The organism is Arthrobacter sp. Ha26 (assembly GCF_059091705.1).
The window spans coordinates 56,998-82,072 of record NZ_JBNHGX010000001.1 but is presented as its reverse complement, the minus strand read 5'-3'; the positions used below and the strand labels follow the sequence as shown (position 1 = coordinate 82,072).

Genomic DNA, 25,075 nt, shown 5'->3' with positions numbered 1-25,075 from the left:
ACTGGGCAGGAACTAAGCTTTACCGCCACTCGTGGCAAATATGACGGCTAAACCAGCGTTTGACCGGTAAGGACGTCGCTCGCACGCACGCTTCGAATATTCTGACCGACCAGCTATGAGGTACCGAGTTTGTCCCGACCCGCCAGCACCATGTCCACAGGTAAACCCCCTTCAAGACGCGGCGCGCTGACGCCCACCCTGATCGTTGTCGCCCTGGTGGTTGTGGGCTTCATCTTCTTCGCAAACGTCTGGACAGATGTCCTCTGGTACCGCCAGCTCGGCTTCATCGAAGTGTTCGTCACTGAGAACCTGGCCAGGATCGGCATCTTCGTCGCCGGATTCGCCGTAATGTTCCTCGCCGTCTTCTTCGCCATCCGCATCGCCTACCAGTCCCGCCCGGTGTACGCGCCGGACTCTGAAATCCGCGACAACCTCAACCGGTACCAGGCACAGCTGGAACCGGTCCGCCGTGTGGTGATGGTGGGCCTGCCCGTCCTCTTCGGATTGTTCGCCGGCAGCGCGGCCGCGAGCCAGTGGCAGAAGGTCCTCCTCTTCTTTAACCAGGAGCAGTTCGGCCAGCAGGATCCGCAATTCCACCTGGACATCAGCTTCTACCTGATGACACTGCCGTTCCTCGGGTTCGTCACCGGGTTCCTCATCAGCGTGGTGGTCATCGCCGGTATCGCCGGAATCCTCACCCACTACCTGTACGGCAGTATCCGGCTCATGGAGCGCGGCGTCTTCACCAGCCGCGCTGCCCAGATCCACATCGCCGTCACGGGCGCCGCGTTCCTGGTGCTCCTGGGCATCAACTTCTGGCTGGACCGTTACTCCGCCGTGCAGAGCAACAACGGCCGCTGGGCCGGCGCCCTCTACACGGACGTCAACGCCGTTATCCCCACCAAGGCCATCCTGGCGGTGGCAGCCGCGCTGGTTGCCATCCTCTTCATTGCGGCCGCGGTCATCGGCCGCTGGCGCCTGCCCGTGATCGGAACGGCGATGCTGGTCATCACGTCCATCCTTGCGGGCGGCGTGTACCCCTGGGTGATCCAGCAGTTCCAGGTACGGCCGTCAGAAGAGACACTGGAAAAGGAATTCATCCAGCGCAACATCGACAACACGCGCAAAGCCTATGGCCTCGATGCCATCCAGGTGAACCGCTATGACGCCACCAACACCGCCAGCACAGGCGCGCTCGCCCCGGACGCGCAGACCACCGCAAACATCCGCCTGCTGGATCCGAACCTGATCTCGGATGCTTTCTCCCAGCTGGAACAGTACCGTCCGTACTACCAGTTCCCGGAAGCCCTCAACGTGGACCGCTACGAAGTGGACGGCAAGATCCAGGACACCGTGATCGCTGTCCGCGAGCTGAACCCCACCAACGTGGCCACCAACCAGCAGGGCTGGCTGAACCAGCACGTGGTGTACACCCACGGGTACGGCGTGGTGGCAGCCAAGGGCAACAAGTTCACCGTGGACGGCAAGCCGGACTTCCTCCAGTCGGGTATTCCGTCAACAGGTGTGCTGGGTGACGATTCGACCTACCAGCCCCGGATCTACTTCGGTGAGTCATCGCCGGAATACTCCATCGTTGGTGCGCCCGATGGCGCCCGTGCCCGTGAGCAGGACAGGCCCTCTGGCCGCGAAGGGGAGGGGGAGACCCAGTACACCTTCGAAGGCAACGGCGGACCCAACGTGGGGACTTTCTTCAACCGCGTGCTCTACTCCATCAAGTTCCAGTCCTCGGACTTGCTGCTCTCGGACGGTGTCAACCCGGAATCCCAGATCCTGTACGACCGTAATCCCCGTGAGCGCGTGGAGAAGGTTGCCCCTTACCTGACCGTGGACGGCAACGCCTACCCTGCCGTAGTGGACGGACGGGTGAAGTGGATTGTGGACGGCTACACCACCAGCCAGTACTACCCGTACTCGCAGCAGGAGCAGCTGTCCAACGCCACCGCGGACACCCAGACCACGTCGGGACGCGCGGTGGCGCTGCCCAACAGCACGGTGAACTACATCCGGAACTCGGTCAAAGCCACCGTGGACGCCTATGACGGTTCGGTCACCCTGTACGCCTGGGATGACCAGGACCCGCTGCTGAAGTCCTGGCAAAAGGTCTTTCCCTCGTCGCTGAAGCCGTACTCGGAGATGTCCGGCGACGTCATGAGCCACGTCCGCTATCCCGAGGACCTGTTCAAAGTCCAGCGCCAGCTCCTGGGGCAGTACCACGTCACGGACCCCTCCAGCTTCTACAAGACCAATGACGCCTGGAGCGTGCCCGCGGATCCCACCGTGGACACCGACGTCAAGCAGCCGCCGTTCTACATGTCGCTGCAGATGCCGGACCAGGACAAGCCCGCCTTCCAGCTGACCTCGTCGTACATTCCACAGATCGTCAACGGGAACGCCCGTAACGTCCTCTATGGCTTCCTGGCCGCCGATTCGGACGCCGGCAACCAGGCGGGTGTTAAGGCCGACAGTTACGGCAAACTGCGGCTGCTGCAGATCCCGCCCGAGATCCAGGTGCCGGGCCCGGGCCAGGCGCAGAACAAATTCAATTCGGATCCCACCGTGTCCCAGGCCCTCAACCTGCTCCGCCAGGGCGCCTCGGACGTGCTCAACGGCAACCTGCTGACCCTTCCGGTGGGCGGCGGCATCCTTTATGTCCAGCCCGTCTACCTGAAGTCCACCGGTGAGACGTCCTACCCCACACTGCAGCGCGTCCTGGTGGCCTTCGGCGACAAGGTTGGTTTTGCCCCCACCCTTGATGAAGCCCTGAAGCAGCTCTTCGGAGGTGATTCCGGTGCAGCTGCCGGCGACTCGGACAACAACGGCCAGACGCCCGCTGAACCGGGTGCACCGGCCACACCGGCAGGAGCGGATGCCAAGGCTGAGCTGAAGGCGGCACTGGATGAGGCCAACAATGCAATCAAGGCTGGCCAGGCAGCACTGGCGAGCGGCGATTTCGCGGCCTACGGTGAGGCGCAGAAGCGGCTCTCAGCCGCCTTGGACAAGGCCACCAAGGCTGAGGCGAAAATCCCTGTCGCCGCGCCCGAGGCCACTCCGGCCCCTGCATCCACGGCAACTCCGGAAGCCGCGGCGTCGCCCTCACCCAGCAGCTGATGCTCTGTCAATGATCTCGACGGCGCCCGCGGCACCCGCTCCTTGCAGCGTGGATGCCGCGGGCGAGACAGAGATCACTGCTTCCTGATTTGGCCTGCTGTTCACCTCCCGGTAAAGTAGTTCTTGCGACGCGGGGTGGAGCAGTTCGGTAGCTCGCTGGGCTCATAACCCAGAGGTCACAGGTTCAAATCCTGTCCCCGCAACTGGAAAAAGATCCGGACACTGGAAACAGTGTCCGGATCTTTTTGTTAAGTTCCCTGGGACAATGCGCCATCACCTCCTGCATCACACCGGGGAATCCGCCATCACCTCCGGGGGCCCTAGGGGAAATGTCGCGCCCTGCACATGGCAGCCGCCGTTGGACACCTCGGGACGGGATGGGGTGGTGCCAAAATGGGGCGGGACGTGATGGGGCGTATCCGGGGCGACGGCGGGAGGTGATGGGGCGTTGCCAGGCGGAAAAGAGCCGGGTGGAAAAACCCGCCGCCGAAATAGGGTAGTGTTGATTCTGCGACGCGGGGTGGAGCAGTTCGGTAGCTCGCTGGGCTCATAACCCAGAGGTCACAGGTTCAAATCCTGTCCCCGCAACTTATGTGAAGACCCCGACCGGCACACCAGCCGGACGGGGTCTTCTTTTTCCTTGAATGCAGGCAGTTCCTAGTATTCTCTTTCGCAGAGCCTCACAGATCGTAAGCACCACGTCATTCTCGAGAGGAATGTTGCTCGATGTCCACACCCACGAAGAAGCCCGGCACTGCCGCGGGCAAGCGGTCCCGTCTCTATTGGGGTGTGCCGGCCGTCCTCGTGGCGCTGGTCCTGGTGGTGCTGATCGCCAAGTGGCTCGTGGGACTGCCCGCCGTCGCTTCCTTCGTAACCGACTACCCGGGCCATTCCGAGCTTCCGGCCGGGGCCCCGGAAGGGTTTCCGGCCTGGTTGGCGTGGCAGCACTTCCTGAACGCATTCTTCCTGCTCCTCATCATCCGGACCGGCTGGCAGGTGCGTACCACCACCCGCCCAAGCGGCCACTGGACCCGGAACAACAAGGGCCTGATCAAAACCAGGAACCCGCCCACCAAGATCAGCCTTGAGCTGTGGTTCCACCTCACGCTGGACGCGCTGTGGATCCTGAACGGCCTGGTGTTCGCCGTCCTGCTGTTCGCCACCGGGCAGTGGATGCGGATCGTTCCCACCAGCTGGGACGTCTTCCCCAACGCGCTCTCGGCAGCGCTCCAGTACGCGTCGCTGGACTGGCCTACGGAGAACGGCTGGATCAACTACAACGCCCTCCAGCTCCTCACGTACTTCCTCACGGTTTTCATCGCGGCACCGCTGGCCTTCATCACGGGCCTGCGCATGTCCTCCGCGTGGCCCAAGAAGGCGGCCGGCCTGAACAAGGCTTACCCCATCGAATGGGCCCGTGCTGTCCACTTCCCGGTGATGATCTACTTTGTGGCCTTCATTGTGGTGCACGTCTTCCTGGTGCTTGCTACCGGCGCCCTGCGCAACCTCAACCACATGTACGGCGTCCGGGACGGCGACGGCTGGTTTGGGTTCTGGGTGTTCCTCGCCTCTGTGGCGGTTATGGCAGCCGCATGGTTCCTGGCCCGTCCCATCTTCCTGCGGCCGGTCGCCTCCCTGATGGGCAAGGTCAGCCGCTAAAGTACGACGGCGGTAGCTGGCTCAGGTGCCTTCGGGTGCCTGTTCTTTGAGCCGGCCGTAGGCTTCCAGGGCCCGTTCCCTGGACTCTGGCAGCCCCACCAGCGGTCCGGGGTAGCCAGGCGCGTCTCCGGCTTTCCACGGTTCGTGGATGGCCTTCCCGTCGAGGTCTGCCAGTTCCGGAATGAAGCGGCGCAGGTAGTGGCCCGCGGAATCGAACTTCTTGCTCTGCGTCACCGGGTTGAAGATCCGGTAGTAGGGGGAGGCGTCCGCTCCCGATCCCGCCACCCACTGCCAGTTTGCCGGGTTGCTGGCGGCGTCCGCGTCTACGAGCGTGTCCCAGAACCACTCCTCGCCGATGCGCCAGTCGGCCAGGAGATTCTTGACCAGGAATGACGCAGCCGCCATCCGCACCCGGTTGTGCATCCAGCCCGTTTGCCACAGCTGCCGCATCCCGGCATCAACGAACGGATACCCGGTCCGGCCCTGTTGCCAGGCCTCCAGCTCGCTCCGGTTGAGCGGCTGCCACTCGAACCGGTCAAACTCCGGCCGGTAGTTGCGGGTGGCCAGATCAGGGTTGGTATAGAGCAGGTGCCAGCAGAATTCCCGCCAGCCAAGCTCGGAACGGAAGATCCCGACGTCGGCCGGTACCTGGTGCGGGAAGTGCCGCCGGATCTCCCGCCACACGCGGAAGGGACTGATCTCACCGAAGCGCAGGTGGGGCGACAAGCGGCTGGTGCCTTCCACCCCGGGCGCATTGCGGCCCGTTCCGTACTCTTCTGCAGGCCCATCCAGGAAGTCAGCGAGGCGACGCTTAGCGCCTTCCTCTCCCGGCTCCCACGTCTCGGCCAGGCCTATGCTCCAGTCGGGGGAGTGCGGCAGCAGGTTCCAGCTGTCCAGGCGGTCGCCTGTTGGCAACGCGCCTCCCTTCCCAGCGGCTGGAGGGGGCAATTTCCGCGGCGGCTGCAAGGGATCGCGCACATCAGTCCCGGCAAGGCACGCCCGCCAGAAGGGCGTAAAGACCTTGTAGGGGCCGCCGGCCCCGGTACGGACTGTCCATGGCTCGAACAGGAGGTGCGCTTGGTAACTCGAAGCCTGCATGCCGTTGCGGGCGGCCCAGTCCTTGATCTCCTCATCCACCGTCCGCTCCGGCAGTCCGTAGCGCCGGTTCCAGAACAGGTGGACCGCGCCGGTTTCGGCGGCGAGGTCCTTGATGATATCCGCGGCCGGACCACGGCGAAGGAGCAAGCGGGAGCCGTTGGCTTCCATAGCTGAGGCAAGTGCCGTAAGGGAATGATGCAGCCACCACCGGGTTGCTCCCCCCAACGGCCTGACGCCGGCAGATTCTTCGTCCAAAACGTAGACGACGGTCAGGGGCAGGCCAAGCGCCGCCGCCTCGAACAGGGCAGGGTTGTCGTCCAGGCGGAGGTCATCGCGCAGCCACACGAGGGACGTTGCATCGGAGGAAGCCATCCCACCACGCTACACACCAGCAACAACAGAAAGACCGGGGCGCCAGGCCCCGGCCTTTTCAGCAGTCATAGGAGTTCCGGGCGCCTCGAGCGCGGAGGTCTCCTGAACCTGTCAGAGCTTGTCGAAATCGGCTTCGTTCACGGTGGACTCTGCGCTATCAGTGGCGCCTGCACCGAGGGCCGGCTTCGCGGTGCCGCCGGACTTCAGGGCAGCCAGGCGGGCCTCAATCTCCACCTGCTCCCCGAGATCTTCCAGCTGGTTGAACTGCGCGTCCAGGCTGGACTCGGTGAGTTCCTGCTGCCCGCGGACCCGGGCCTCTTCCCGGCGGATCTTCTCTTCGAAGCGGCCTACCTCGCTGGTGGGGTCCATGATATCGATGCTCTTGATGGCATCGTGTACCTGGGACTGGGCCGCGGCGGTCTTTGAACGGGCCACCAGTTCGTTGCGCTTGCTGGTGAGCTGGTTCAGCTTGCCCTTCATCTGGTCCAGCCCGGTCTTGAGCTTGTCCACCACTTCACGCTGGGAAGCGATGGCAGGCTCCGCGCCCTTGGCTTCGTTCTCGGCCGACATCTGGCGCTGGAGTGCAACCTTGGCCAGGTTGTCGAACTTCTCGGCGTCGGACGCGTTGCCGCTGGCGCGGTACTCGTCCGCCTTGCGGGATGCGGCCAGGGCCTTGTTGCCCCAGTCGCGGGAGTTCTTGACGTCCTCGTTGTAGTCGTCCTCGAGCATGCGGAGGTTGCCGATGGTCTGTGCTACGGCGGACTCCGCCTCAGCAATGTTGTTGGTGTAGTCCCGGACCATCTGGTCCAGCATTTTCTGCGGGTCCTCGGCGTTGTCCAGCAAGGAGTTGATGTTTGCCTTTGCCAGCTGCGCGATACGGCCGAAAATGGACTGCTTAACCATGGTGCTACCTTTCGTCCTGCTCTGTCATGACCACTGAAATCAGTGAACAGTTGTGTGTTGCCTGTGTCGTTCTCGAGCCTTTGCGGTTCGACCTCGAAAACCTAGGGTGCGGCCTTTAGAAACTTCCGGAGTCGCCCCCGCCGAAGTCTCCGCCACCAAAATCGCCGCCACCGCCGAAATCGCCGCCGCCCCAGCCGCCGCCGTCGCTGTGGCCGCCGCCCCAGCCGCCGCCACCGCCTCCGTTGAGGATGGAGTTAATCAGGATGCCGCCAAGGATGGCGCCGCCGAGTCCGCCTCCGCCGCCTCCGCCAAACATTCCGCCCCGGCCGTAGCCTTGGTTGGCGTAGCCGTCGAAATGGTCAACGTCGGCCTGCGCCAGCTGGGCTGCCTGGGCAGCGAGCGCGTGTGCTTGCTGCGCATAGGTCAAGGCGGTGACCGGATCGGTGCGTGCGATGGACAGCGCATAGTCCAGGTTCCGCTGGGACTCCGCCAACCTGGTACGGGCCTCGGTTCCCACACCGCCGCGCCGGGCGGTGATGTAGTCGGAGGTGGCGCTGATTTGAGCCTGGGCGGACATGATGGTCTGCTGCAGCGACGCTTGCGCCCGGCGTGACTGCTCCTGCTGGTCGCGGATTCCGCTCAGGGACTGGTCCAGGGACTGGTGGGCGGTCTCCACCCGCTGCAGGGTTGCGATGGGATCGATCTTCCCGCCCTGGATGTCTGACTTGACCTGGGCGAGCGTCGCTTCCACGCCGGCCACGGGGCCCGCCAGTTCGGGATGGGCGCCGGACTGGATCATGGCACGCGCCTGGGCAAGGTCCTGCGAGGTGTCCACCACCGCGGACTCAAGGCCGTTGCGGGCCTCGTCAAGGCTGGACGAGACCTTGGAAATGGCATCCAGGAGTACGTTCGTCTGGTGCAGGCTCTCTTCCGCTGCCCGGACTGCCACTGCCGCCATGCTTCCTTCGCCCTCACCCAGCTTCTGCTCAGCGGTGACTGAGGCATTCTGGACGAAAGCGAGGCGCTCCTTGGCCTGCAGGATGTTGTCCGAGACCTGGGCAAGCGCACTCTCGGCATACTTGGCACGCAGGGCAGTGAGGGACGCCTCTGCGCTGGAGATCTTCGCGTCCGCTTCACGGGCGCCGGCATTGACGCGTGCCAGTGCCTGCGGCGCGTTCTTCTCCAGTTCGCGCAGGGAATCGAAGTCTGCCTTCTGCTCCTGCAGCGAGGCCAGCGCGGCCTCGGAGCGGCGGATGATCTCGCCCAGCCAGGTGCGCTGCTGCTCTTCGGTATCCGGAATGTGGTCGTCCAGCTGCTGCTGCAGCTTGAAGGACTCCGTCATGTGGGCCTTGGCTTCATCCAGGGCCTTGGTGAAATTGCCGACGGCGGAATCACCGTACTGTGCCTGGGCGAACATCAGTTCCTGTTCGCTGGACTTAATGGCGTCGTCCGCTTCGATGAGCAGCGACCCGCTCTTGCGGCGCAGCTCCTCCACGCTGAGGGACGCCAACGGGTCCACCTCGCCACCCTGCGGGCCGTAGCTTGCGCTGGATGACTGGGCTTCGGCAGCCTTCTTCCTCCGGTTGCGGAAGTACAGGTAGGCGCCGGCGCCACCTGCAGCCACTACGCCAGTCCCAACAAGGACGGCTGCTCCGGCTCCTTCACCGGAAGGCACGTTTCCGCTTCCTCCGCTGGCGGCATCACCGATGGCTGCTGCCGTGTCAATTGCTGCCTGGGCGAAATCGGGGTTTCCTCCGGCCAGGTTGGCCGTAACCGCGTTTTGGCTTATGGCGCCCTGCTTGGATTTGATGGGGCTGGCCGAGTTCAGGACAAAGCTGAATTTGCCGTCGTCTTTGGCTATCGCGAGGATGGCGTCGGACCTGCCCATGCCCTTCTTCGTCGCGACGGCGGCTGCCCATTCTGCCGGAACCGTCGGGTTGGTGAACGTGTCCACAGTCACCACGTAGAGATTGTATTTGTCGTCCTTGAGGAGCTTTTGAATTGCTTCCTGGACTTCGCCCTTGCGGCTTCCGAGGACATTCGCGTTATCCACGATGTTCTGGCCGGATGGGATGGTGACCGGATCCTCGGCCCAAGCCGCACCGGCGGGTACCGCCAGCAGCCCGGCAAGGCCGATCACGGCGAGAATACGTTTGAACTTTGACCGCATGTGCAACCCTTCAGCACGCTTGACACCGATTCGGGACGAACCGGTCGTCTCAGAATGCAGCAGCGCCCCCACGCATGGTGTAAAGCCGCAGGTCGCTGTGGCAATCATCTTTGATTCTATGGTGCACCCCGAAGGCCGTCCATTGAGCTGAATATGCCACCAGCGAAACGCCGCCAGCGCCGGAAAACCCACCCAACAGCGATTCAGCAAGCTCTCAGCAAACATCCGAGCTTGTTACAGGGAGTCGGTCCATAGTTAATGCAGACGAGGATGAAAGGAAGTCCCATGACTGAGAACCCAACCCCCGGCGCCGGTCCCGAGAACCGGGGTCCTGGCCGGCCGGATCCCTGGCAGCAGTCCCCACAGCCCGGGCACAATCCTGAGGTTCACCAAGCAGATGACACGGGGACCTCCATCCCGTCGGCCGCGGGCAACGGAGCGTCGAGTCCACGTCAGTACCCCACCGAGCGCCTTGATTCCACGCAACGGCCGGACCCTGCAGGACGCGATGAGGCGCACTCCCCGGAGCACCCCACGCAGGAACTGCCCGGAGCGCGCCCGGCATATCCCCAACGCCAGCCATATCCGCAGCGGCAGCCGTTTTACGGGCAGGAAGCCTCCGGTGGACAGGGCGACAACCCGGCAAGCCACAACCAGGGAAATAGCGGACCGAACGACGGCCAGAACCATCACGGCTACGCCGGCCAGGGCCAGCACAACACCCAGCACGCGGCTGCGGGTGGCCCGGTGGGCCTGGTCCACAATCCCAAGGACGCCCCGCGCAAGAAGGCGTCATTCGGCGTCGGAACCCTGGTTGCCAGCATCCTTGCCGCCGGCCTGGTGGGCGGGGGAGTAGCCACCGTCGCCTCCGACGACCTGTTCGACAACGCCGGTTCCTCTGCAACCACCAGCAGCAACAGCCAGCCAGGCACGGTGATCGTCAACAACAAGGACAACGTCAACGCCATCACGGCGGCGGCTGTGAAGGCGTCGCCCAGTGTGGTGACCATCAGCGCCACAAGCGGCGGCTCCGGCGGCACGGGTTCCGGCATCGTCCTGGATGACCAGGGCCACATCCTCACCAATACGCACGTGGTCACGCTGGACGGCCAGACAGCCAACGCGTCCCTCGAAGTCCGCACCAGCGACGGCAAGGTACTCACCGCCAAGCTGGTGGGCACGGACCCGTTGTCCGATCTTGCAGTCATCAAGGTGGACAACGCTTCCGGACTCACGCCTGCCACCCTGGGTGACTCCGGCAAGCTCAACGTAGGGGACACCGCGATCGCCATCGGTTCTCCGTTGGGCCTGACCGGGACTGTTACGGATGGCATTGTCTCCACGCTCAACCGGACCATCAGCGTTGCCTCCTCCGCAGCTCCTGAGGAAGGGGACAACGCGGAGGGCGGCGACCAGGGCTTCCAGTTCGCACCTCCCGGCGGTGGCCAAAGCCAGCAGACAACGGGCAAGGGTGAGATTTCCATCAACGTGATCCAGACCGACGCCGCGATCAACCCCGGCAACTCCGGCGGTGCCCTGGTGAACAGCAGCGGTGAGATCATCGGCGTCAACGTGGCTATCGCTTCCGCCGGGTCAGGTTCCTCATCCTCCTCCAGCGGCAACATCGGCGTGGGCTTCAGCATCCCCATCAACCACGCCAAGCGGGTCGCCCAGGAAATCATCGACACCGGCAAGGCCTCGCACGGCCAACTGGGCGTCAGCGTCAAAAAGAAGGCCGCTTCCAGTGCCGCCTCCGAATTCTCCGTTGGTGCGGAGGTAGCCACCGTTGAAGCAAACTCGGCGGCCGGGAAGGCAGGGATCAAAGTGGGGGACGTAATCACGAAGTTCAACGACCTCGCCATCGGTGAACCGGAGCAGCTGACGGCCGCTGTCCGGGAACAGCCCGCGGGCTCCGCGGTGAAGATCACCGTGTTGCGCAACGGTGCCGAACAAATACTCGACGTCACGCTTGGCACCGCAAGCTAGCAGCGGCACCGCGGTGCCGCAGGAACGTTAAGGAAAGTTCGACGGCGGCGCTTCCCACCTGGATGGGAGGCGCCGCTGCTGTGCCTCCCGCCGGCGTCGTAAAAGTGCTGACACTGGCGTAATGGAAGAGGGCGGTGCCCGGCGTCGATATGGTTAGCTAGGAGCTACCCGTACGCCGGGCATCCCGCGGCCATGACCTTACCCGGCTGGCTGTCCACAAGCATGGAAGGCTGCTGTCGATACAGTGGAGAAGACATTGAAGATCATCGTCCTGGTCAAGCATGTACCGGACGCCCAGTTCGACCGTCACCTCAACGGGGAGCGCTACACGACGGACCGTGACGAAAGCATCCTTTCCGAGCTGGACGAATACGCGCTGGAGGCCGCACTGCAGCTGGCCGAAGCCCGTGGCGGCAGCAAGGCCGGCAACCAGGTCATCGCCCTGAGCATGGGACCTGCCGGTGCCGTGAACGCCGTGAAGAAGTCCCTGCAGATGGGTGCCACCGAGGGCGTGCACCTGACGGATGACGCGCTGGCAGGCTCGGACGCTGCGGCCACATCACTCGCACTGGCGGCGGCCGTCCAGCGCCTGGCCCAGGACGGACCCGTGGACCTGATCATCACCGGTATGGCCTCCACCGACGGCGAAACCTCCCTGGTGCCCGCGCAGCTGGCGGAGCGCCTCGGCCTTCCCCAGATCACGTTCGCCTCTTCCCTGGACGTGGACGGCGCGCGCCTTGTAGCGCGACGGGATGCGGACACAACCTCGGAAACGGTGGAGGCCACCCTGCCCGCGGTGGTTTCCGTGACCGACCAGATCAACGAGCCCCGGTACCCCAACTTCAAGGGCATCATCGCTGCCAAGCGCAAGAGCATCACCACCCTGTCCCTTGCCGACATCGGGCTGGACGCCGCGCAGGTGGGACACTCCGGCTCCTGGACCACGGTCACCAGGGCAGAAGAGCGTCCGCCGCGGAGCGCCGGCACCATCATCACGGACGAAGGCGACGCCGGCATCAAGCTGGTTGACTTCCTGGCCGCCCAGAAGCTGCTCTGAGAGGGATTACCGACATGGCAAAAGTACTTGTTTTCATCGACAACCCCGGCGAGGCGCTGAAGAAGAGCAGCCTTGAGCTGCTGACCCTGGCCCGTTCCCTCGGCGAGAGCGTTGTGGCCTTGAACGGGGAACTGCACAGCAGCGTTTCTTCCACGTTCGCAGAATACGGCGTCAGCACGGTTCTCCAACCCTCTGCACAGGACCTGGACGATTACCTTGTGGCGCCCAAGGCCGCCTACCTCGCTGCCGCCGTGGAGAGCACAGGTGCCACCACCGTCCTGCTCGACAACTCACCGGAGGGCAAGGAAATCGCCGCCCGCCTGGGAATCCGCCTCAATGCCGGAGTCATCACCGACGTCGTGGGCGTGGACGCGGACGGTACGGCACACAAGTCGGTTCTTGCCGGTTCCTACAACACGTCCTGCAAGGCAAGCACCCCCGTTTCGGTGTTCACCGTCAAAGCCAACAACGTTGTCCCCGAGCCCGCTGCCGCACCCAGTACGCCGGAAACCGTCACTGTTGAGGTTCCGGCCGGCAGCACAACGCAGGCTGCCCGGATCACCGCCCGCGAGCAGAAGGTGGCCAGCGGCCGCCCGGACCTCACCGACGCCCGCATCGTGGTGGCCGGGGGGCGCGGACTGGATGGCGACTTCGGCCCCGTGGAGGAACTCGCGGACGCCCTCGGAGCGGCCGTGGGCGCATCGCGCGCAGCCACTGACGCGGGCTGGATCAGCCACGATGCCCAGGTGGGCCAGACGGGCAAGACCGTCTCACCGCAGCTCTACATTTCCGCAGGCATCTCCGGGGCCATCCAGCAAAAGGCCGGGATGCAGACGGCGAAGGTCATTGTGGCGGTAAACAAGGACGCCGAATCACCGGTCTTCGAGATCGCGGACTTCGGCATCGTCGGAGACCTCTTCGACGTCCTGCCGCAGGCCACCGCAGAGATCAAGAAGCGCAAAGGCTGATGATTGACTGACTCAGCCAGCCAGGCACAGAGCCCGTTCAACCCGGCCACGCACCGGATTGAACGGGTGCTCTGTTTTGCGGCCCACCCGGATGACATTGACTTCGGTGCTGCCGGCACCATTGCCGCCTGGACAGCCGCCGGCGTCCAGGTCAGCTACTGCATCATGACCGACGGCGACGCGGGCGGCTTCGATCCCGCCCACCGCGCGAATATCATCGCCATGCGCGACGCCGAACAGCGTCGCGCTGCGGAGCTGGTGGGAGTGTCCGACATCCACTACCTCCATCAGCGTGACGGCTACCTCGAACCTTCGCACGAGGTGATGCGCGGCGTAGTGAAGCTCATCCGCGAGCTGCGTCCCGACGTCGTACTGGCCATGCACCCGGAACGGAACTGGCAGCGGATCCAAAAAAGCCATCCGGACCATCTTGCTGTGGGGGAAGCCGTGACGCGGGCCGTCTACCCGGCGGTGGAAAACCCGTTCGCCTACCCGGAACTGGCAGAAGCCGGGCTGGCGGCCTACAAACTCCCGTGGCTGTGGCTCTACGCCGGGCCGGACGAGCGGGAAAACCATTTTGTTGATGTGACCGAACACGTGGAGGCCAAGCTGAAGGCCATCCACGTCCACGTTAGCCAGCACCCTGACGTGGAGGCCATGGAAGCAACGGTGCGCCGGGGGATGCACCACAACGCGGAACGTGCGGGATTAGCGGCGGGCCGCAGTGCCGAAGCGTTCCATGTAGTGGCCGTTAACGGCCCAGGAACCATCGCCGGTTTCTGAGCCGGCTGCCAACCAGGACGCCCCGCGACCTTCCCTCCGGAAGACTGCGGGGCGTCCTTCTTTGCCCGGCTGAAGGGCGCTGCTAGGCGCCGAGGGGAGCAGCGGCGACGGTGGGCAGCGTGGGGGACGTGGAGCCGCCTGCCGGCTCAACGGTGATCCCTAGCGCCGCGGCGGAAGCGATGCCCTCCACCACTGCGGGCTTGGAGAGTGCCTCGGCGTCCATCAGGCCCTGGGAAACAGGGGCGGAACCGTCCTTCGGGATCAGCCACATCTGGTATACCTTGCCTTCCGGCGGGGCAGGAACGCCGTTCATCTTGACAACGGCAGCGTCCTCCGAGGAAGAAATCAGGACGGTTGCGGTACCTCCGCCGGCCACGTTGACCGATGCTTCCCGCAGGTCTCCTGCCCGGACCACCTGGTTCAGCGGATCGTTCTGGTCCGCGAGGTAGGATCCGACGCCGACGCCGCCCAGGGCGATCGCCGCCGCGGCCGCAATTCCCATGAGCCAGCGACGTGTGCCGGCGGGACGCCGCCGTTCGGCCCGGCGCTGCCGGGCCTTCGCAAGCTCGTCGCCGCCCGGTTCGTCGCCACGCAGTTTGTCACCGCCCGTTTGGCCAACGGAAGCGACCGGGCCGGGTCCCTCCTGCGCCGGCAGCTGGGCCGGCAGTTGGCCGACGATGCGGTCGAAAAGATCGGCAGGGGGTTCTTCCTCGGCTTTGAAGGTCCGGGTGAGGGTTTCCCTGGACTGGCGCACGCGCTCGAAGAATGAAGCCTGCTCGGCTGCCGGAGCGGATGAAATGTACTCGTCAATGGCCCGGCGTTCCTCGTCCGTGACAGCATCCAGGGCATAGAGTTCGGCCAGGTCAATGGCCCGGCCGGAGGCGAGGTCAGCTGAGACGGTATCACCGAAGGCGCCGGAACGGCCGGCCCGTCCATGGTTCATTTCTGTCATTTCAACTCACCCCCAAACAGGTCTTCAAGCGGATCAGTCCGTCGCGGATGCGGGACTTGATGGTGGGAACCGCGGCATTGAGCTGTTCCGCGACTTCCCGGTATGTGAGGCCACCGTGGTAGGCAAGCCGGACAGATTCCTGTTGCGTCTCGGTCAGCGTTCCCAGGCACCGGACCACGGCCTCGGCTTCGAGCCTGCTGCCTACTTCATCCGAGACGGTGTCGTGGTCGATGTCCTGGGTGCTGGCGCCGTAACGGGCTTCCCGGTCTGTGGAGGACTGCGCGGATCTGACCCGGTCCACAGCCCGCCGGTGGGAAATGGTCATCAGCCAGGAAAGCGGGCTTCCGGCAGCAGGATCGAACCGGCCTGCGTTTTGCCAGACCTGCAGGAAGACCTCCTGGGTGGTGTCCTCGCTTAGCTCGGCATCAATAAGGACCCGGCGCGCCATGCCGTAAACCCGGCGGGACGTTAACTGGTAGAACTCCGCAAAGGCTGCCTGGTCACCCTGGGAAATCTGTCCCAGAAGGGCAGCAAGGCGTTTACTGAGCTCGGCCGGCGGGTCTGTCACCGCAGCCGGGGCCTCGTAGTGAGGCGCGTTGGGAGTATCCATCACTACCAAGCATAAGTCTCCGGGAGGTGAATCCTCAGCAGTGCTGCCGGAGATGCCCCGGCCTGTCCTGGAGCCTGCACGGAGAAGTGTCACCTGCCGCTCCTTGATCGCTATGAACTGTTCTCAGGAGGGATTCGGCGCAGCCGCGGGCGCGGATGGGGCAGGGCGGAAAATTGTTTCGGCAGCTCATGGCCGGCCTGCTTGGGTCGCTCCGATTGCCGGCTGGCCCGGCCGGCCCGGCGGGTGCGCGTGCACGCCGCAGGCCTTCGGGCGGGGTTCTAGGTCCGTGCGCCTGCGAAGCCCTGTTGGCGCCAGGCCTCATAAACCGCGATCGAGGCGGCGTTGGCCAGGTTGAGGGAGCGCAGCGCCGGCAGCATGGGCAGGCGGACGGTCGCGGTGACGTGGGGATCGGTTTTCAGCTGGGGGGGCAGGCCAACGGATTCCCTCCCGAACATCAGCACATCGCCGGGCTGGTAGGCGATGTCCGTGTAGCTGGCTGTTCCGTCCGATGTATAGGCATAAACCCGCTCAGGCTTGAGGTGCTGCCAGGCGTCCTCGATGCTCTGATGCACTGTGACGACGGCGAGGTCATGGTAATCCAGCCCCGCCCGGCGGAGCTTCGCGTCGGAGAAGTCGAACCCCAGGGGCTCCACCAGATGCAGCTCGGCGCCCGTAATGGCTGCCAACCGGATGGCGTTGCCGGTATTGCCGGGGATTTCGGGTTCGTGGAAGAGGATGCGGAACACCATCCCATCCTAGTCAACGCGGTCAGTGCATGCCGCGCAGCAACCTTGCGAGGACCGGGACGTTGACCGTGTTGGGAGCCGGTCCGGAGGCCAGGAACTCCTTCACTCCCCGCACCATGCCCGCGGCGTTGACGATCCGGACCGTTTCCAGCGCTCCGGAGGACCGGGTGTGGTTGTCGATCACCGGCTCGTGCAGGTTGCCGCCCGGGCTGTGGACAACTGTCCAGCCCGTGACGTTCAGTTCCGGGAAGATGTCCTGCAGCGCGCGGACGATGTGGGCCAGCTGCGGCGGCGGGATGGAGCGCCCGCCGTGGTTCAGGGTCCTGCCGTCCCACGCGTACGCACCTTTCGGCAGCAGCATGGAACCAATCAGGGCAAGCCGGTATCCGGACAGCACGGCGTGGTCGATGTGGCTGTTGTCCGCCGGCGACTGAAGCCCGTTGATCAGGCGCGCCGCCGGGATGGCCGGCAGCACCTGGCGGGTCAGAAGCTGGACTGTCCGCATCTCCCGCTGGATCCGCGCTTCAGCGCCGAATATCCCGCGTTTCCGCGGCATGCCGTGGACCTGCTGGCTGGCCTGCGCCAACGGAATCAGGGGTACGTCGCCGTCGCCGCCGTAAGGCGGAAGGTAGACCGGTTGATCGCCGGCTGTGTTCCGCGTACGGGCTGTCTTGTGGACGGTGGCCGAAGCCCTGCTGCCCGCCGGCGGGGCGTCAAAATGGGGTTCCGCGTCAGGTGCATTGGCCGTACCCGCGGCGTAGGAGCGGTCGTATGCTTTCCTGCGCTGCGGATCGATCAGGGTTTCGTAGGCGCTGGTGACCCGGCGGAAGGCGGCAGGATCCCCGCCGTGGTCCGGGTGGGCCAAGCGGGCGGCGCGTCGGTAGGCCACCTTGATTTCCTTCTCCGTGGCGGTGACGGCCACGCGAAGCACCTGGTAATGGGAGCTGCTCTCGGTCAAGCACTCGTCCTTCGTGTTGAAGCGGCCGGTCCGCGGAGGGCGGCCTGGTCCGGCCAGCTTATCGGCCGTTGACCGTTCAACGTCCGTGCCGAGGTGCGTGGTTCCCGGCTCCGCCGGGATTCGGCGGAGTTTAGACTCGTGAAGGCCGGCTGCGGCGGCGGCAGGCAAGGAATGGCAGGTCAAGGACACATATGGGGGCTGATATGGGAAAGCCGACGACGGCGGCACTGGCCGGGCGGGGCCGGCCGGGGTGGTTGCCGCTTGCCGCTGCAGTTCTGGCTTCCATCCTGACCGCGGGCTGCAGCGTTGGCGTTCCCGACCCTTCGGCGCCCCGGCCGGTGGAAACCGCCTCTGTCCTCGCCACCCCTACCATCACACCTGGCCACGACGCAGAGGCGGTAGCAGCGCAAGACCTGCCGTTCGCGTCCGGCGGCATCCTCGCTCAAGGAGTACCGGTGGGCATCGCCGACGGACTGAAGGATGCCCCTGGATGGAAGATGGTGAAGGACAAAGTAGCGGGTGAAAGCCAGTACCTTAAGGCTGACGGATGCCTGGTTGCCGCAAAGGTCCGGGCCAACCAAGCGGTGCTGGCGCGTGGTGATGACCGCGAGTCAACGATTGCGCTTTTTCAATACCTTGACCCCACCATCCTCCCTGAGTACCTGAAAACCGCCATGCTGCAGTGGGGCGGTGAGGGGTCCGCTCCCGGCCATGCAGTGGAGGTGCTGGTCCTTGAAGAAGCGGCGCCAGGCGGCAGGGCCACTGCCGTGCTGGCCCGGCTCTTCGCTAGGTCGGGGTCATCGGTCTACGTTTCTGTTTCATGCCCGGATGCGTCGGCTCTGGCCGCGGCCAGGGCCGACGCCCTCCGGTTCCTGCCCGTCCTGCCTCCGTCGGCCTAGTTCCCGGAAGGCCGGGCAGCCTGCTGGGAGAGCCGGTTGAGCGCAAGGGCGCCGACCAGCAGGCCAAAGTCGCGCAGGGCCACGTCGAAGAATGCGCCCAGGAGCAGGAGGTTGATGATGATGCCGAACAACCACGCTGCCACCAGGAGTGAGCCGAACCGCGGCCGGACTGCGACGGCGATACCGGCGATGACTTCCACCACGCCCACCACGTACATAAAGGTCTGGGCAGGCAGGGGCACCACCGCCGTGGCCTGCGGTGCCAGGTACATGGTCCAGTCCGTCAGGATGTTCGTGAACTTATCGAGCCCAAAAATGATCGGCGCGACGGTGAAGATAGTACGCAGCAACAGGAAGGCCTGCCTGGCCGGCTCCATGGTGCTGACGGTATGGGTTCGCAGTGCTGGGGTGGTTTTCACAACAGGCTCCTTCTAAAAGTAGGTTCTCCAATTTTAGAAATCATCAACGTCTATAATCAATACATCTTGACTTTGGATTGGTGGAGCAATGGCCAGACTTTCCTGGGCGAACCGCATGGCAGCCCTCGCCTCCCTGGGCGATGAGAAGCGCCGGCAGCTTTTTGAAGTGGTGGCGTCATCCCCGGGTGCGCTGGGCCGGGACGACGTTGCCCAGCGCACAGGAATTCCCCGCAGCACCGTTTCCTTCCACCTGGACCGCCTGGTTCAGGACGGCCTGCTGGCGGTCGAGTTCCATAAACCGGCAGGAAAAGGCGGCCCCGGCTCGGGCCGCCCGGCCAAGATGTACCGTCCTGTTGCCGGCGAGATTGGCGCGACCGTACCGGACCGGAACTATGACCTGGCCGGGGAGCTGATGGCCGCAGCCATTGAAAAATCCACAGCGGTGGGCGAGCCCATCGCGGATACCCTGCCTGCGGAGTCCTTCCGGTTGGGCGCCGCCATGGCGGATGCAGCCGAGAATCTTGAGGACTTCCTGGTCCAGGCGGGCTACCGGCCCCAACCGGACGGTGACGGTGGCTTCCTGCTGCCCAACTGCCCTTTCCACCGGCTTTCGGACAAACATCCCGGGGTGGTGTGCACCATGAACGGGGCGTTTCTGCAGGGAGCAGCGGACCGCCTCGACGCATCCGCCGGCAGGGTGGTGCCGGCCAGCATGCCCGGCCACTGTTGTGCACGGATCACACCGCCCAACTGAACGGCGAGGGCGCCGCCGCTAGAATATAAGGGTGCCCGTTTACCTCGATCATGCCGCCACCACACCGCTTTCTCCGGAGGCCCTGGCTGCCCTGACGCGTGAACTCGCCCGCACCGGCAACCCGTCATCCCTCCATGGTTCGGGCCGCCGTGCCCGGCGGGCCGTGGAAGATGCCCGGGAGGCACTCGCTGCAGCAGCCGGCGCCCACCCCTCAGAAGTGATCTTCACCTCCGGCGGCACTGAAGCTGACAACCTGGCAGTCAAGGGACTGTATTGGTCCCGCGAGGGCGAAAGGCCGGGCCGGCGGCGCATCCTCTGTTCCGCCGTCGAACACCATGCAGTGATGGACACCGTGGAGTGGCTGGAGCGGCACGAAGGTGCCGAGGTCACCTGGCTCCCCGTGGACAGCAACGGCGTGGTGGACCTGGCGTTCCTGGAAGCGGAACTTGCCCGTGACGCAGACTCCATTGCCTTGCTCACCGTGATGTGGGCCAACAATGAAGTGGGGACCATCCAGCCCATCCACCGCATTGTGGAATTGGCGCACGCGGCCGGTGTTCCCGTCCACTCCGATGCAGTACAGGCGTTCGGTTCGGTGCCTGTCGATTTCAAAGCGTCCGGGCTGGACGCCATGTCCATCTCCGGGCACAAGATCGGTGGTCCCGTGGGGGTGGGAGCGCTCTTGCTGGGCAGGGCGGTAAAACTCACCCCGGTCCAGCATGGCGGCGGGCAGGAGCGCGACGTCCGCTCCGGCACGCTGGACACCGCCTCGATCGCCGCTTTTGCTGCGGCCGCGGAGAATGCTGTGGCCAACCTGCAAGCTGAATCTGTCCGGATTGCCGCCCTCCGCGACCGGCTGGTCGACGGCGTCCGGCAGCGGGTGCCGGAAGCGGTCCTGCGCGGCGCGCCCGGGAACGGCCGTCTCCCCGGCAATGCCCACTTCACCTTCCCCGGCTGCGAGGGGGATTCCCTGCTTTTCCTGCTGGACCTGGCGGGAGTGGAATCCTCAACGGGGTCAGCCTGCACCGCGGGGGTGCCCCGGCCCTCCCATGTGCTGCTCGCCATGGGGCTGGACGAGGAAACGGCCCGAGGGGCCCAGCGCTTCACCTTGGGGCACTCCTCCACCGACAAGGACGTCGATGCGCTGCTCGCGGCCCTCCCGGCCGCTTACGCCAGGGCGCGGCAGGCTGGAATGGCCGGCCATGAATCCTCCATCCAGACCGCCGGCACCGTTGCCCGGCAGGGTTTGGGCGGCCGCTGAGGCTGCCCTTGCGGCAGGCCGTAGAATGGATAGGCGAAGATCGTTTCCGGGAGCCTGGATGTCTCCCCACACCACTTTGAAACAGCACCGGCAGCCATCACCGGCCAAGAGCCGGTACCACCTGACAGAAAGCCACCATGCGAGTTCTAGCAGCCATGAGCGGCGGAGTTGACTCCGCCGTTGCCGCCGCCCGCGCCGTCGAGGCGGGGCACGACGTCGTCGGTGTCCACCTGGCGCTGTCCCGCATGCCCGGGACTCTACGCACGGGAAGCCGGGGCTGCTGCACCATCGAAGACTCCCGCGATGCCTGGCGGGCTTGCGACGTCCTGGGCATTCCTTACTATGTGTGGGACTTTTCCGAACGCTTCAAGGAAGACGTCGTCCAGGACTTCATTGATGAATACGCGGCCGGCCGGACGCCAAACCCGTGCATGCGGTGCAATGAGCGGATCAAGTTCGCCGCGCTGCTGGAAAAGGCCATCGCGCTGGGATTTGATGCCGTCTGCACCGGACACTACGCCAAGGTCATCGAGGACGCCGACGGTAACCCCGAACTCCACCGCGCCGCTGACTGGGCCAAGGACCAGAGCTACGTCCTTGGTGTCCTGACCCACGAGCAGCTGAAGCACTCCATGTTCCCGCTGGCCGACACACCATCCAAGGCTGAAGTGCGTGCAGAAGCCGAGCGCCGCGGACTGTCCGTGGCCAACAAGCCGGACAGCCACGACATCTGCTTCATCCCCGACGGCGACACCGCCGGCTGGCTCGCAGAGAAAATCGACATGGCCACCGGCGACATCGTGGACGAAACCGGCGCAAAGGTAGGGGAGCACCCGGGCGCCAACGCCTTCACCGTGGGGCAGCGGCGCGGACTGAAGCTAGGGACGCCGGCTGCCGACGGAAAGCCGCGCTTTGTCCTGGAAATCCGGCCCAAGGAGAACAAGGTGGTGGTGGGGCCGGAGGCGCTGCTCGCGATTGATGAAATCCGCGGCATCAAGGTGTCCTGGGCGGGACTGCCCATCGACGAAGTGGAAACCGGCGAAGAGTTTGAGTGCCACGCCCAGGTCCGGGCGCACGGCGACCCCGTCCCGGCCACAGCACGCATGGAACGCGACGGATCAGACGGCGCCCAGCTGGTCGTCACGCTTGTCACCCCGTTGCGCGGGGTGGCACCTGGCCAGACGGTTGTCCTCTACCAGGGCAGCAGGGTCCTGGGCCAGGCGACCATCGACGCCGCCCGTTCCCTGCAGCGCGCAGCACTCTAGGCCTGCAGATTTCAACACCGCCCCGGCCTTGCCGGGGCGGCTTTGTTCGTTGTGCCGCCGGCAAATGAGAGCCCCGGATCAATCAGGTAAATTTTGTGTCTCAACTCACAAAATGGGCCGCTCTGAGGGTTGACTCTCTGATTGAATCAAGGGATCAGCACTGCCCGCCGACGCAAAGGCCACATGCACCCCTGCGGGCGCCGGGCGTACTCATCGAACAGAAAGTTCACAGATGACAAAGAGCAACAAGGTACTGCACGGCGCCATCGCGCTGGCAGGCATTTCCGCGCTCGCACTGACTGCCTGCACGGGCCCGTCAGGCGGAGGCGGAACCTCGACCGGCGACGCAGCGGGCGGCGCCATCACCTTCGGAACGACTGACAAGGTGGTCACGCTCGATCCGGCCGGTTCCTATGACGCCGGTTCCTTCCTGGTGATGAACCAGGTCTACCCGTTCCTGATGAACTCAAAACCCGGTTCGGCTGAATCCAGCCCCGACATCTCCGAATCCGCTTCATTCACGGCCCCCACCGAGTTCACCGTGAAACTCAAGCCGAACCTGAAGTTTGCCAACGGCCACGCGCTGACTGCCTCGGACGTCAAGTTCTCCTATGACCGTGTGGTCAAGATCGCGGACCCGAACGGTCCCGCTTCCCTCTTGTCCAACCTGAAAGCAGTGGAAGCCAAGGACGACACCACGGTGGTGTTCACCCTCAAGGACGGCAACGACCAAGTGTTCCCCAGCGTCCTTGGTACGAACACAGGGCCGATCGTGGACGAGGAAGTCTTTCCCGCAGAAAAGGTCATGTCCGATGAGGACATCGTTGCCGGCAAGCCGTTTGCCGGCCCCTACACCATTGACTCGTACAAGAAGAATGAACTGGTCAGCCTCAAGGCCAATCCGGACTACAACGGCCTGCTGGGCAAGCCGGCCAATGACAGTGCAGTCATCAAGTACTACGCCGATTCGAACAACCTGAAGCTTGACGTCCAGGGAGGGAACATCGACGTTGCCGGGCGCAGCCTCACGGCCACCGATGCCGCGGACCTGGAAAAGGATTCCAAGGTCAAGGTGTACAAGGGCCCGGGTGGTGAGCTTCGGTACATCGTGTTCAATTTCGACACCATGCCGTTTGGTGCCAAGACTCCCGAGGCCGACCCCGCGAAGGCGTTGGCCGTCCGCCAGGCGATGGCCAACATCGTGGACCGGCAGGCCATCTCCGATCAGGTGTATAAGGGAACTTATGTCCCGGCCTACTCGGTGATTCCTGACGGCCTCCCGGGTGCGGCCAAGCCACTGAAGGACATGTACGGTGATGGCAGCGGCAAGCCAAGCCTGGACAAAGCCAAGAAGGCTTTCGCTGACGCCGGAATTTCCGGACCGGTCAACCTGAAGCTCCAGTACAACCCGGACCACTATGGCAAGTCCTCGGGCGATGAATACGCCATGGTCAAGGACCAGCTGGAAAAGTCCGGCCTGTTCACGGTCGACCTCCAGTCCACCGAGTGGGTGACCTACTCCAAGGCCCGCACCGCAGACGCCTACCCGGTCTACCAGCTGGGCTGGTTCCCGGACTACTCCGACGCGGACAACTACCTCACACAGTTCTTCATCCCCGGCAACTTCCTGAAGAACCACTATGAGAACCCCGCCGTCACGGACCTGATCAAGAAGCAGTTGGTGACTCCGGACAAGACAGAACGCCAGAAGCTGATCGGTGATGCCCAGACCGCGGTGGCCAAGGACCTTTCCACGCTGCCGCTGCTCCAGGGTGCGCAGCTCTTGGTGGCCGGAGCGGATGTCAAGGGCGTCGAGAAGACCCTTGATCCCTCCTTCAAGACGCGGCTTGGCGTCTTTTCCAAGTAGCCCAGTTCACCCCATCGGGCTTTGACCAGCCGGAGGCGGGACGCCGCTCAGGCGTCCCGCCTTTTGCCGGTCAGCAGCCAGCACAGGGGAACTGCTGGCTCCCGGTCACCCACGAATTCAGGTACCGATGACAACATTGATTGACGCGCCGCCAAGCGACGCCGACGGGCTCCTTCCGTCCAAGAAGAAGACGGCAGGTGGAGGGCTGGGCCAGTACATTCTTGTCCGCTTCCTGCTGATCTTTCCGACCATCTTCATCCTCGTCACGATGGTGTTCTTCCTCATGCGGATCACCGGTGACCCCATTACCGCGGCTATGGGCGGCAGGCTTCCCCCGGAGCAGTTGCAGGAACGAATCCATGCCGCCGGCTATGACCGGCCGCTGTTCGTTCAGTACTTCGAGTATTTGGGCCAGCTTGCCACCGGCAATTTCGGCACCACGTTGTCGGACAACCGCAAGGTGACCGAGATGCTGACCACCTACGGATCCGCGACGCTGGAGCTGACAATTAACGCGCTCATCGTCGCGTTGCTGGTGGGCATCCCGCTGGGTATGTTTGCCGCCCACCGGCGCGACCACGTTCCCGACGCGCTGCTGAGGGTCTTCGCAATCCTCTGCTACGCCACCCCGGTCTTCTTCGCTGGCCTGCTGCTGAAGCTGGTTTTCTCAGTCTGGCTTGGCTGGCTTCCCGTGGCCGGCAGGGCAAAAACAAGCAGCGAACTGGCCTTGACAGCACTGCAGGCGCCGACGGGCATCTACTGGCTCGACGCGTTGCGCAGCGGGAACATGGCCGCCCTCAATGACGTGCTGGCACATGCCGTGCTGCCGGCCCTTGCCCTGGGACTTCTCACGGCAGGCATCTTCCTTCGGCTGGTGCGTACCAACGTCATCGGGACGCTCGGCAAGGACTACGTCGAGGCCGGCCGGTCACGCGGGGTCAGTGAGTTCCGGCTCGTGACCAAGCACGCCTACAAGCCGGCCCTGATTCCCATCATCACCGTGATGGGCCTGCAGATAGCAGTGATGCTTGGCGGTGCCGTCCTGACCGAAAAGACCTTCGAATGGAAAGGGCTCGGATTCCAGCTGGCCAATTACCTGACCGCACGGGACTTCGTGGCGGTCCAGGGCATCGTGGTACTGCTGGCCGTTATTGTCGCCGTCACCAACTTCATCGTGGACATCGTTGCCGCGCTGATCGATCCGCGCGTGAGGTACTGA

At 64.5% G+C, this 25,075-nt stretch carries 20 protein-coding genes and 2 tRNA genes; 14 read left to right on the top strand and 8 right to left on the bottom strand.

Going from position 1 to position 25,075, the window contains the following annotated elements; all coding sequences use genetic code 11:
• Positions 1-150: 150 nt before the first annotated feature.
• From AC5RVY_RS00345 to AC5RVY_RS00330, 4 genes are all read left to right on the top strand, one after another.
• Positions 151-3,129 carry a UPF0182 family membrane protein gene (locus AC5RVY_RS00345; RefSeq protein WP_493953669.1) on the top strand — a complete coding sequence of 993 codons (2,979 nt, stop codon included), beginning with the start codon at positions 151-153 and terminating at the stop codon, positions 3,127-3,129.
• A gap of 129 nt (positions 3,130-3,258) precedes the next feature.
• Positions 3,259-3,332, top strand: a tRNA-Met gene (locus AC5RVY_RS00340).
• Positions 3,333-3,643: 311 nt separating this feature from the next.
• Positions 3,644-3,717: transfer RNA gene (locus AC5RVY_RS00335), tRNA-Met, on the top strand.
• 138 nt (positions 3,718-3,855) lie between these two features.
• Complete coding sequence (locus AC5RVY_RS00330) at positions 3,856-4,788, top strand: cytochrome b/b6 domain-containing protein (protein WP_493952739.1); 933 nt, start codon at positions 3,856-3,858, stop codon at positions 4,786-4,788.
• 21 nt (positions 4,789-4,809) lie between these two features.
• Here the strand turns inward: AC5RVY_RS00330 and AC5RVY_RS00325 are convergent, their stop codons facing one another.
• The 3 genes from AC5RVY_RS00325 to AC5RVY_RS00315 all read right to left on the bottom strand — a co-directional run bounded on the left by AC5RVY_RS00325 (position 4,810) and on the right by AC5RVY_RS00315 (position 9,331).
• Complete coding sequence (locus tag AC5RVY_RS00325) at positions 4,810-6,258, bottom strand: cryptochrome/photolyase family protein (protein ID WP_493952738.1); 1,449 nt, start codon at positions 6,256-6,258, stop codon at positions 4,810-4,812.
• Between the two features lie 111 nt (positions 6,259-6,369).
• A complete protein-coding gene (locus AC5RVY_RS00320; protein ID WP_493952737.1) occupies positions 6,370-7,161 on the bottom strand; it encodes a PspA/IM30 family protein in 792 nt (263 codons plus the stop codon).
• A 115-nt stretch (positions 7,162-7,276) separates the two neighbouring features.
• Positions 7,277-9,331, bottom strand: a complete 2,055-nt coding sequence (locus AC5RVY_RS00315) for a TPM domain-containing protein (RefSeq protein ID WP_493952736.1) — start codon at positions 9,329-9,331, stop codon at positions 7,277-7,279.
• 285 nt (positions 9,332-9,616) lie between these two features.
• Between AC5RVY_RS00315 and AC5RVY_RS00310 the strand changes: the two genes are divergently transcribed.
• The 4 genes from AC5RVY_RS00310 (at position 9,617) to AC5RVY_RS00295 (ending at position 14,125) form a co-directional block, all read left to right on the top strand.
• Positions 9,617-11,317: a S1C family serine protease gene (locus AC5RVY_RS00310; protein WP_493952735.1), complete on the top strand. Its 1,701-nt coding sequence runs from the start codon at positions 9,617-9,619 to the stop codon at positions 11,315-11,317.
• Positions 11,318-11,573: 256 nt separating this feature from the next.
• Entirely contained in the window at positions 11,574-12,374 is an 801-nt protein-coding gene (locus AC5RVY_RS00305; protein WP_493953668.1) for an electron transfer flavoprotein subunit beta/FixA family protein, read from the top strand.
• Between the two features lie 14 nt (positions 12,375-12,388).
• Positions 12,389-13,342 (top strand): electron transfer flavoprotein subunit alpha/FixB family protein, encoded by a 954-nt coding sequence (locus AC5RVY_RS00300; protein ID WP_493952734.1) that lies wholly within the window; start codon positions 12,389-12,391, stop codon positions 13,340-13,342.
• 3 nt (positions 13,343-13,345) lie between these two features.
• Positions 13,346-14,125, top strand: coding sequence for a PIG-L deacetylase family protein (locus AC5RVY_RS00295; protein ID WP_493952733.1), 780 nt, complete (start codon positions 13,346-13,348; stop codon positions 14,123-14,125).
• 82 nt (positions 14,126-14,207) lie between these two features.
• On the opposite strand, the gene AC5RVY_RS00290 is transcribed toward AC5RVY_RS00295, so the two are convergent.
• The 4 genes from AC5RVY_RS00290 to AC5RVY_RS00275 form a co-directional block, all read right to left on the bottom strand.
• Entirely contained in the window at positions 14,208-15,077 is an 870-nt protein-coding gene (locus AC5RVY_RS00290) for an anti-sigma factor (RefSeq protein WP_493952732.1), read from the bottom strand.
• Between the two features lies 1 nt (position 15,078).
• Entirely contained in the window at positions 15,079-15,687 is a 609-nt protein-coding gene (sigK, locus tag AC5RVY_RS00285; RefSeq protein WP_493952731.1) for an ECF RNA polymerase sigma factor SigK, read from the bottom strand.
• A 278-nt stretch (positions 15,688-15,965) separates the two neighbouring features.
• A complete protein-coding gene (locus AC5RVY_RS00280; protein ID WP_493953667.1) occupies positions 15,966-16,433 on the bottom strand; it encodes a tRNA (cytidine(34)-2'-O)-methyltransferase in 468 nt (155 codons plus the stop codon).
• A 22-nt stretch (positions 16,434-16,455) separates the two neighbouring features.
• Positions 16,456-17,391 (bottom strand): J domain-containing protein, encoded by a 936-nt coding sequence (locus AC5RVY_RS00275; RefSeq protein ID WP_493952730.1) that lies wholly within the window; start codon positions 17,389-17,391, stop codon positions 16,456-16,458.
• Positions 17,392-17,594: 203 nt separating this feature from the next.
• Here AC5RVY_RS00275 and AC5RVY_RS00270 point away from each other — a divergent pair, with 203 nt between their 5' ends.
• A complete protein-coding gene (locus tag AC5RVY_RS00270) occupies positions 17,595-18,290 on the top strand; it encodes a hypothetical protein (protein ID WP_493952729.1) in 696 nt (231 codons plus the stop codon).
• Here the strand turns inward: AC5RVY_RS00270 and AC5RVY_RS00265 are convergent.
• The gene (locus tag AC5RVY_RS00265) at positions 18,287-18,667 is read right to left on the bottom strand and encodes a hypothetical protein (RefSeq protein ID WP_493953666.1); all 381 of its coding nucleotides are present in this window, start codon (positions 18,665-18,667) and stop codon (positions 18,287-18,289) included. The two genes, AC5RVY_RS00270 and AC5RVY_RS00265, sit on opposite strands and share 4 nt — an antisense overlap.
• A gap of 130 nt (positions 18,668-18,797) precedes the next feature.
• Here AC5RVY_RS00265 and AC5RVY_RS00260 point away from each other — a divergent pair, with 130 nt between their 5' ends.
• The 5 genes from AC5RVY_RS00260 (at position 18,798) to AC5RVY_RS00240 (ending at position 25,075) form a co-directional block, all read left to right on the top strand.
• Positions 18,798-19,463: a helix-turn-helix transcriptional regulator gene (locus AC5RVY_RS00260; protein WP_493952728.1), complete on the top strand. Its 666-nt coding sequence runs from the start codon at positions 18,798-18,800 to the stop codon at positions 19,461-19,463.
• Positions 19,464-19,494: 31 nt separating this feature from the next.
• Complete coding sequence (locus AC5RVY_RS00255; protein WP_493952727.1) at positions 19,495-20,724, top strand: cysteine desulfurase family protein; 1,230 nt, start codon at positions 19,495-19,497, stop codon at positions 20,722-20,724.
• Between the two features lie 137 nt (positions 20,725-20,861).
• The gene (mnmA, locus tag AC5RVY_RS00250) at positions 20,862-21,989 is read left to right on the top strand and encodes a tRNA 2-thiouridine(34) synthase MnmA (RefSeq protein WP_493952726.1); all 1,128 of its coding nucleotides are present in this window, start codon (positions 20,862-20,864) and stop codon (positions 21,987-21,989) included.
• A gap of 232 nt (positions 21,990-22,221) precedes the next feature.
• Positions 22,222-23,856: an ABC transporter substrate-binding protein gene (locus tag AC5RVY_RS00245; protein WP_493952725.1), complete on the top strand. Its 1,635-nt coding sequence runs from the start codon at positions 22,222-22,224 to the stop codon at positions 23,854-23,856.
• 127 nt (positions 23,857-23,983) lie between these two features.
• On the top strand, positions 23,984-25,075 hold the full coding sequence (locus AC5RVY_RS00240) for an ABC transporter permease (protein ID WP_493952724.1): 1,092 nt from the start codon (positions 23,984-23,986) through the stop codon (positions 25,073-25,075).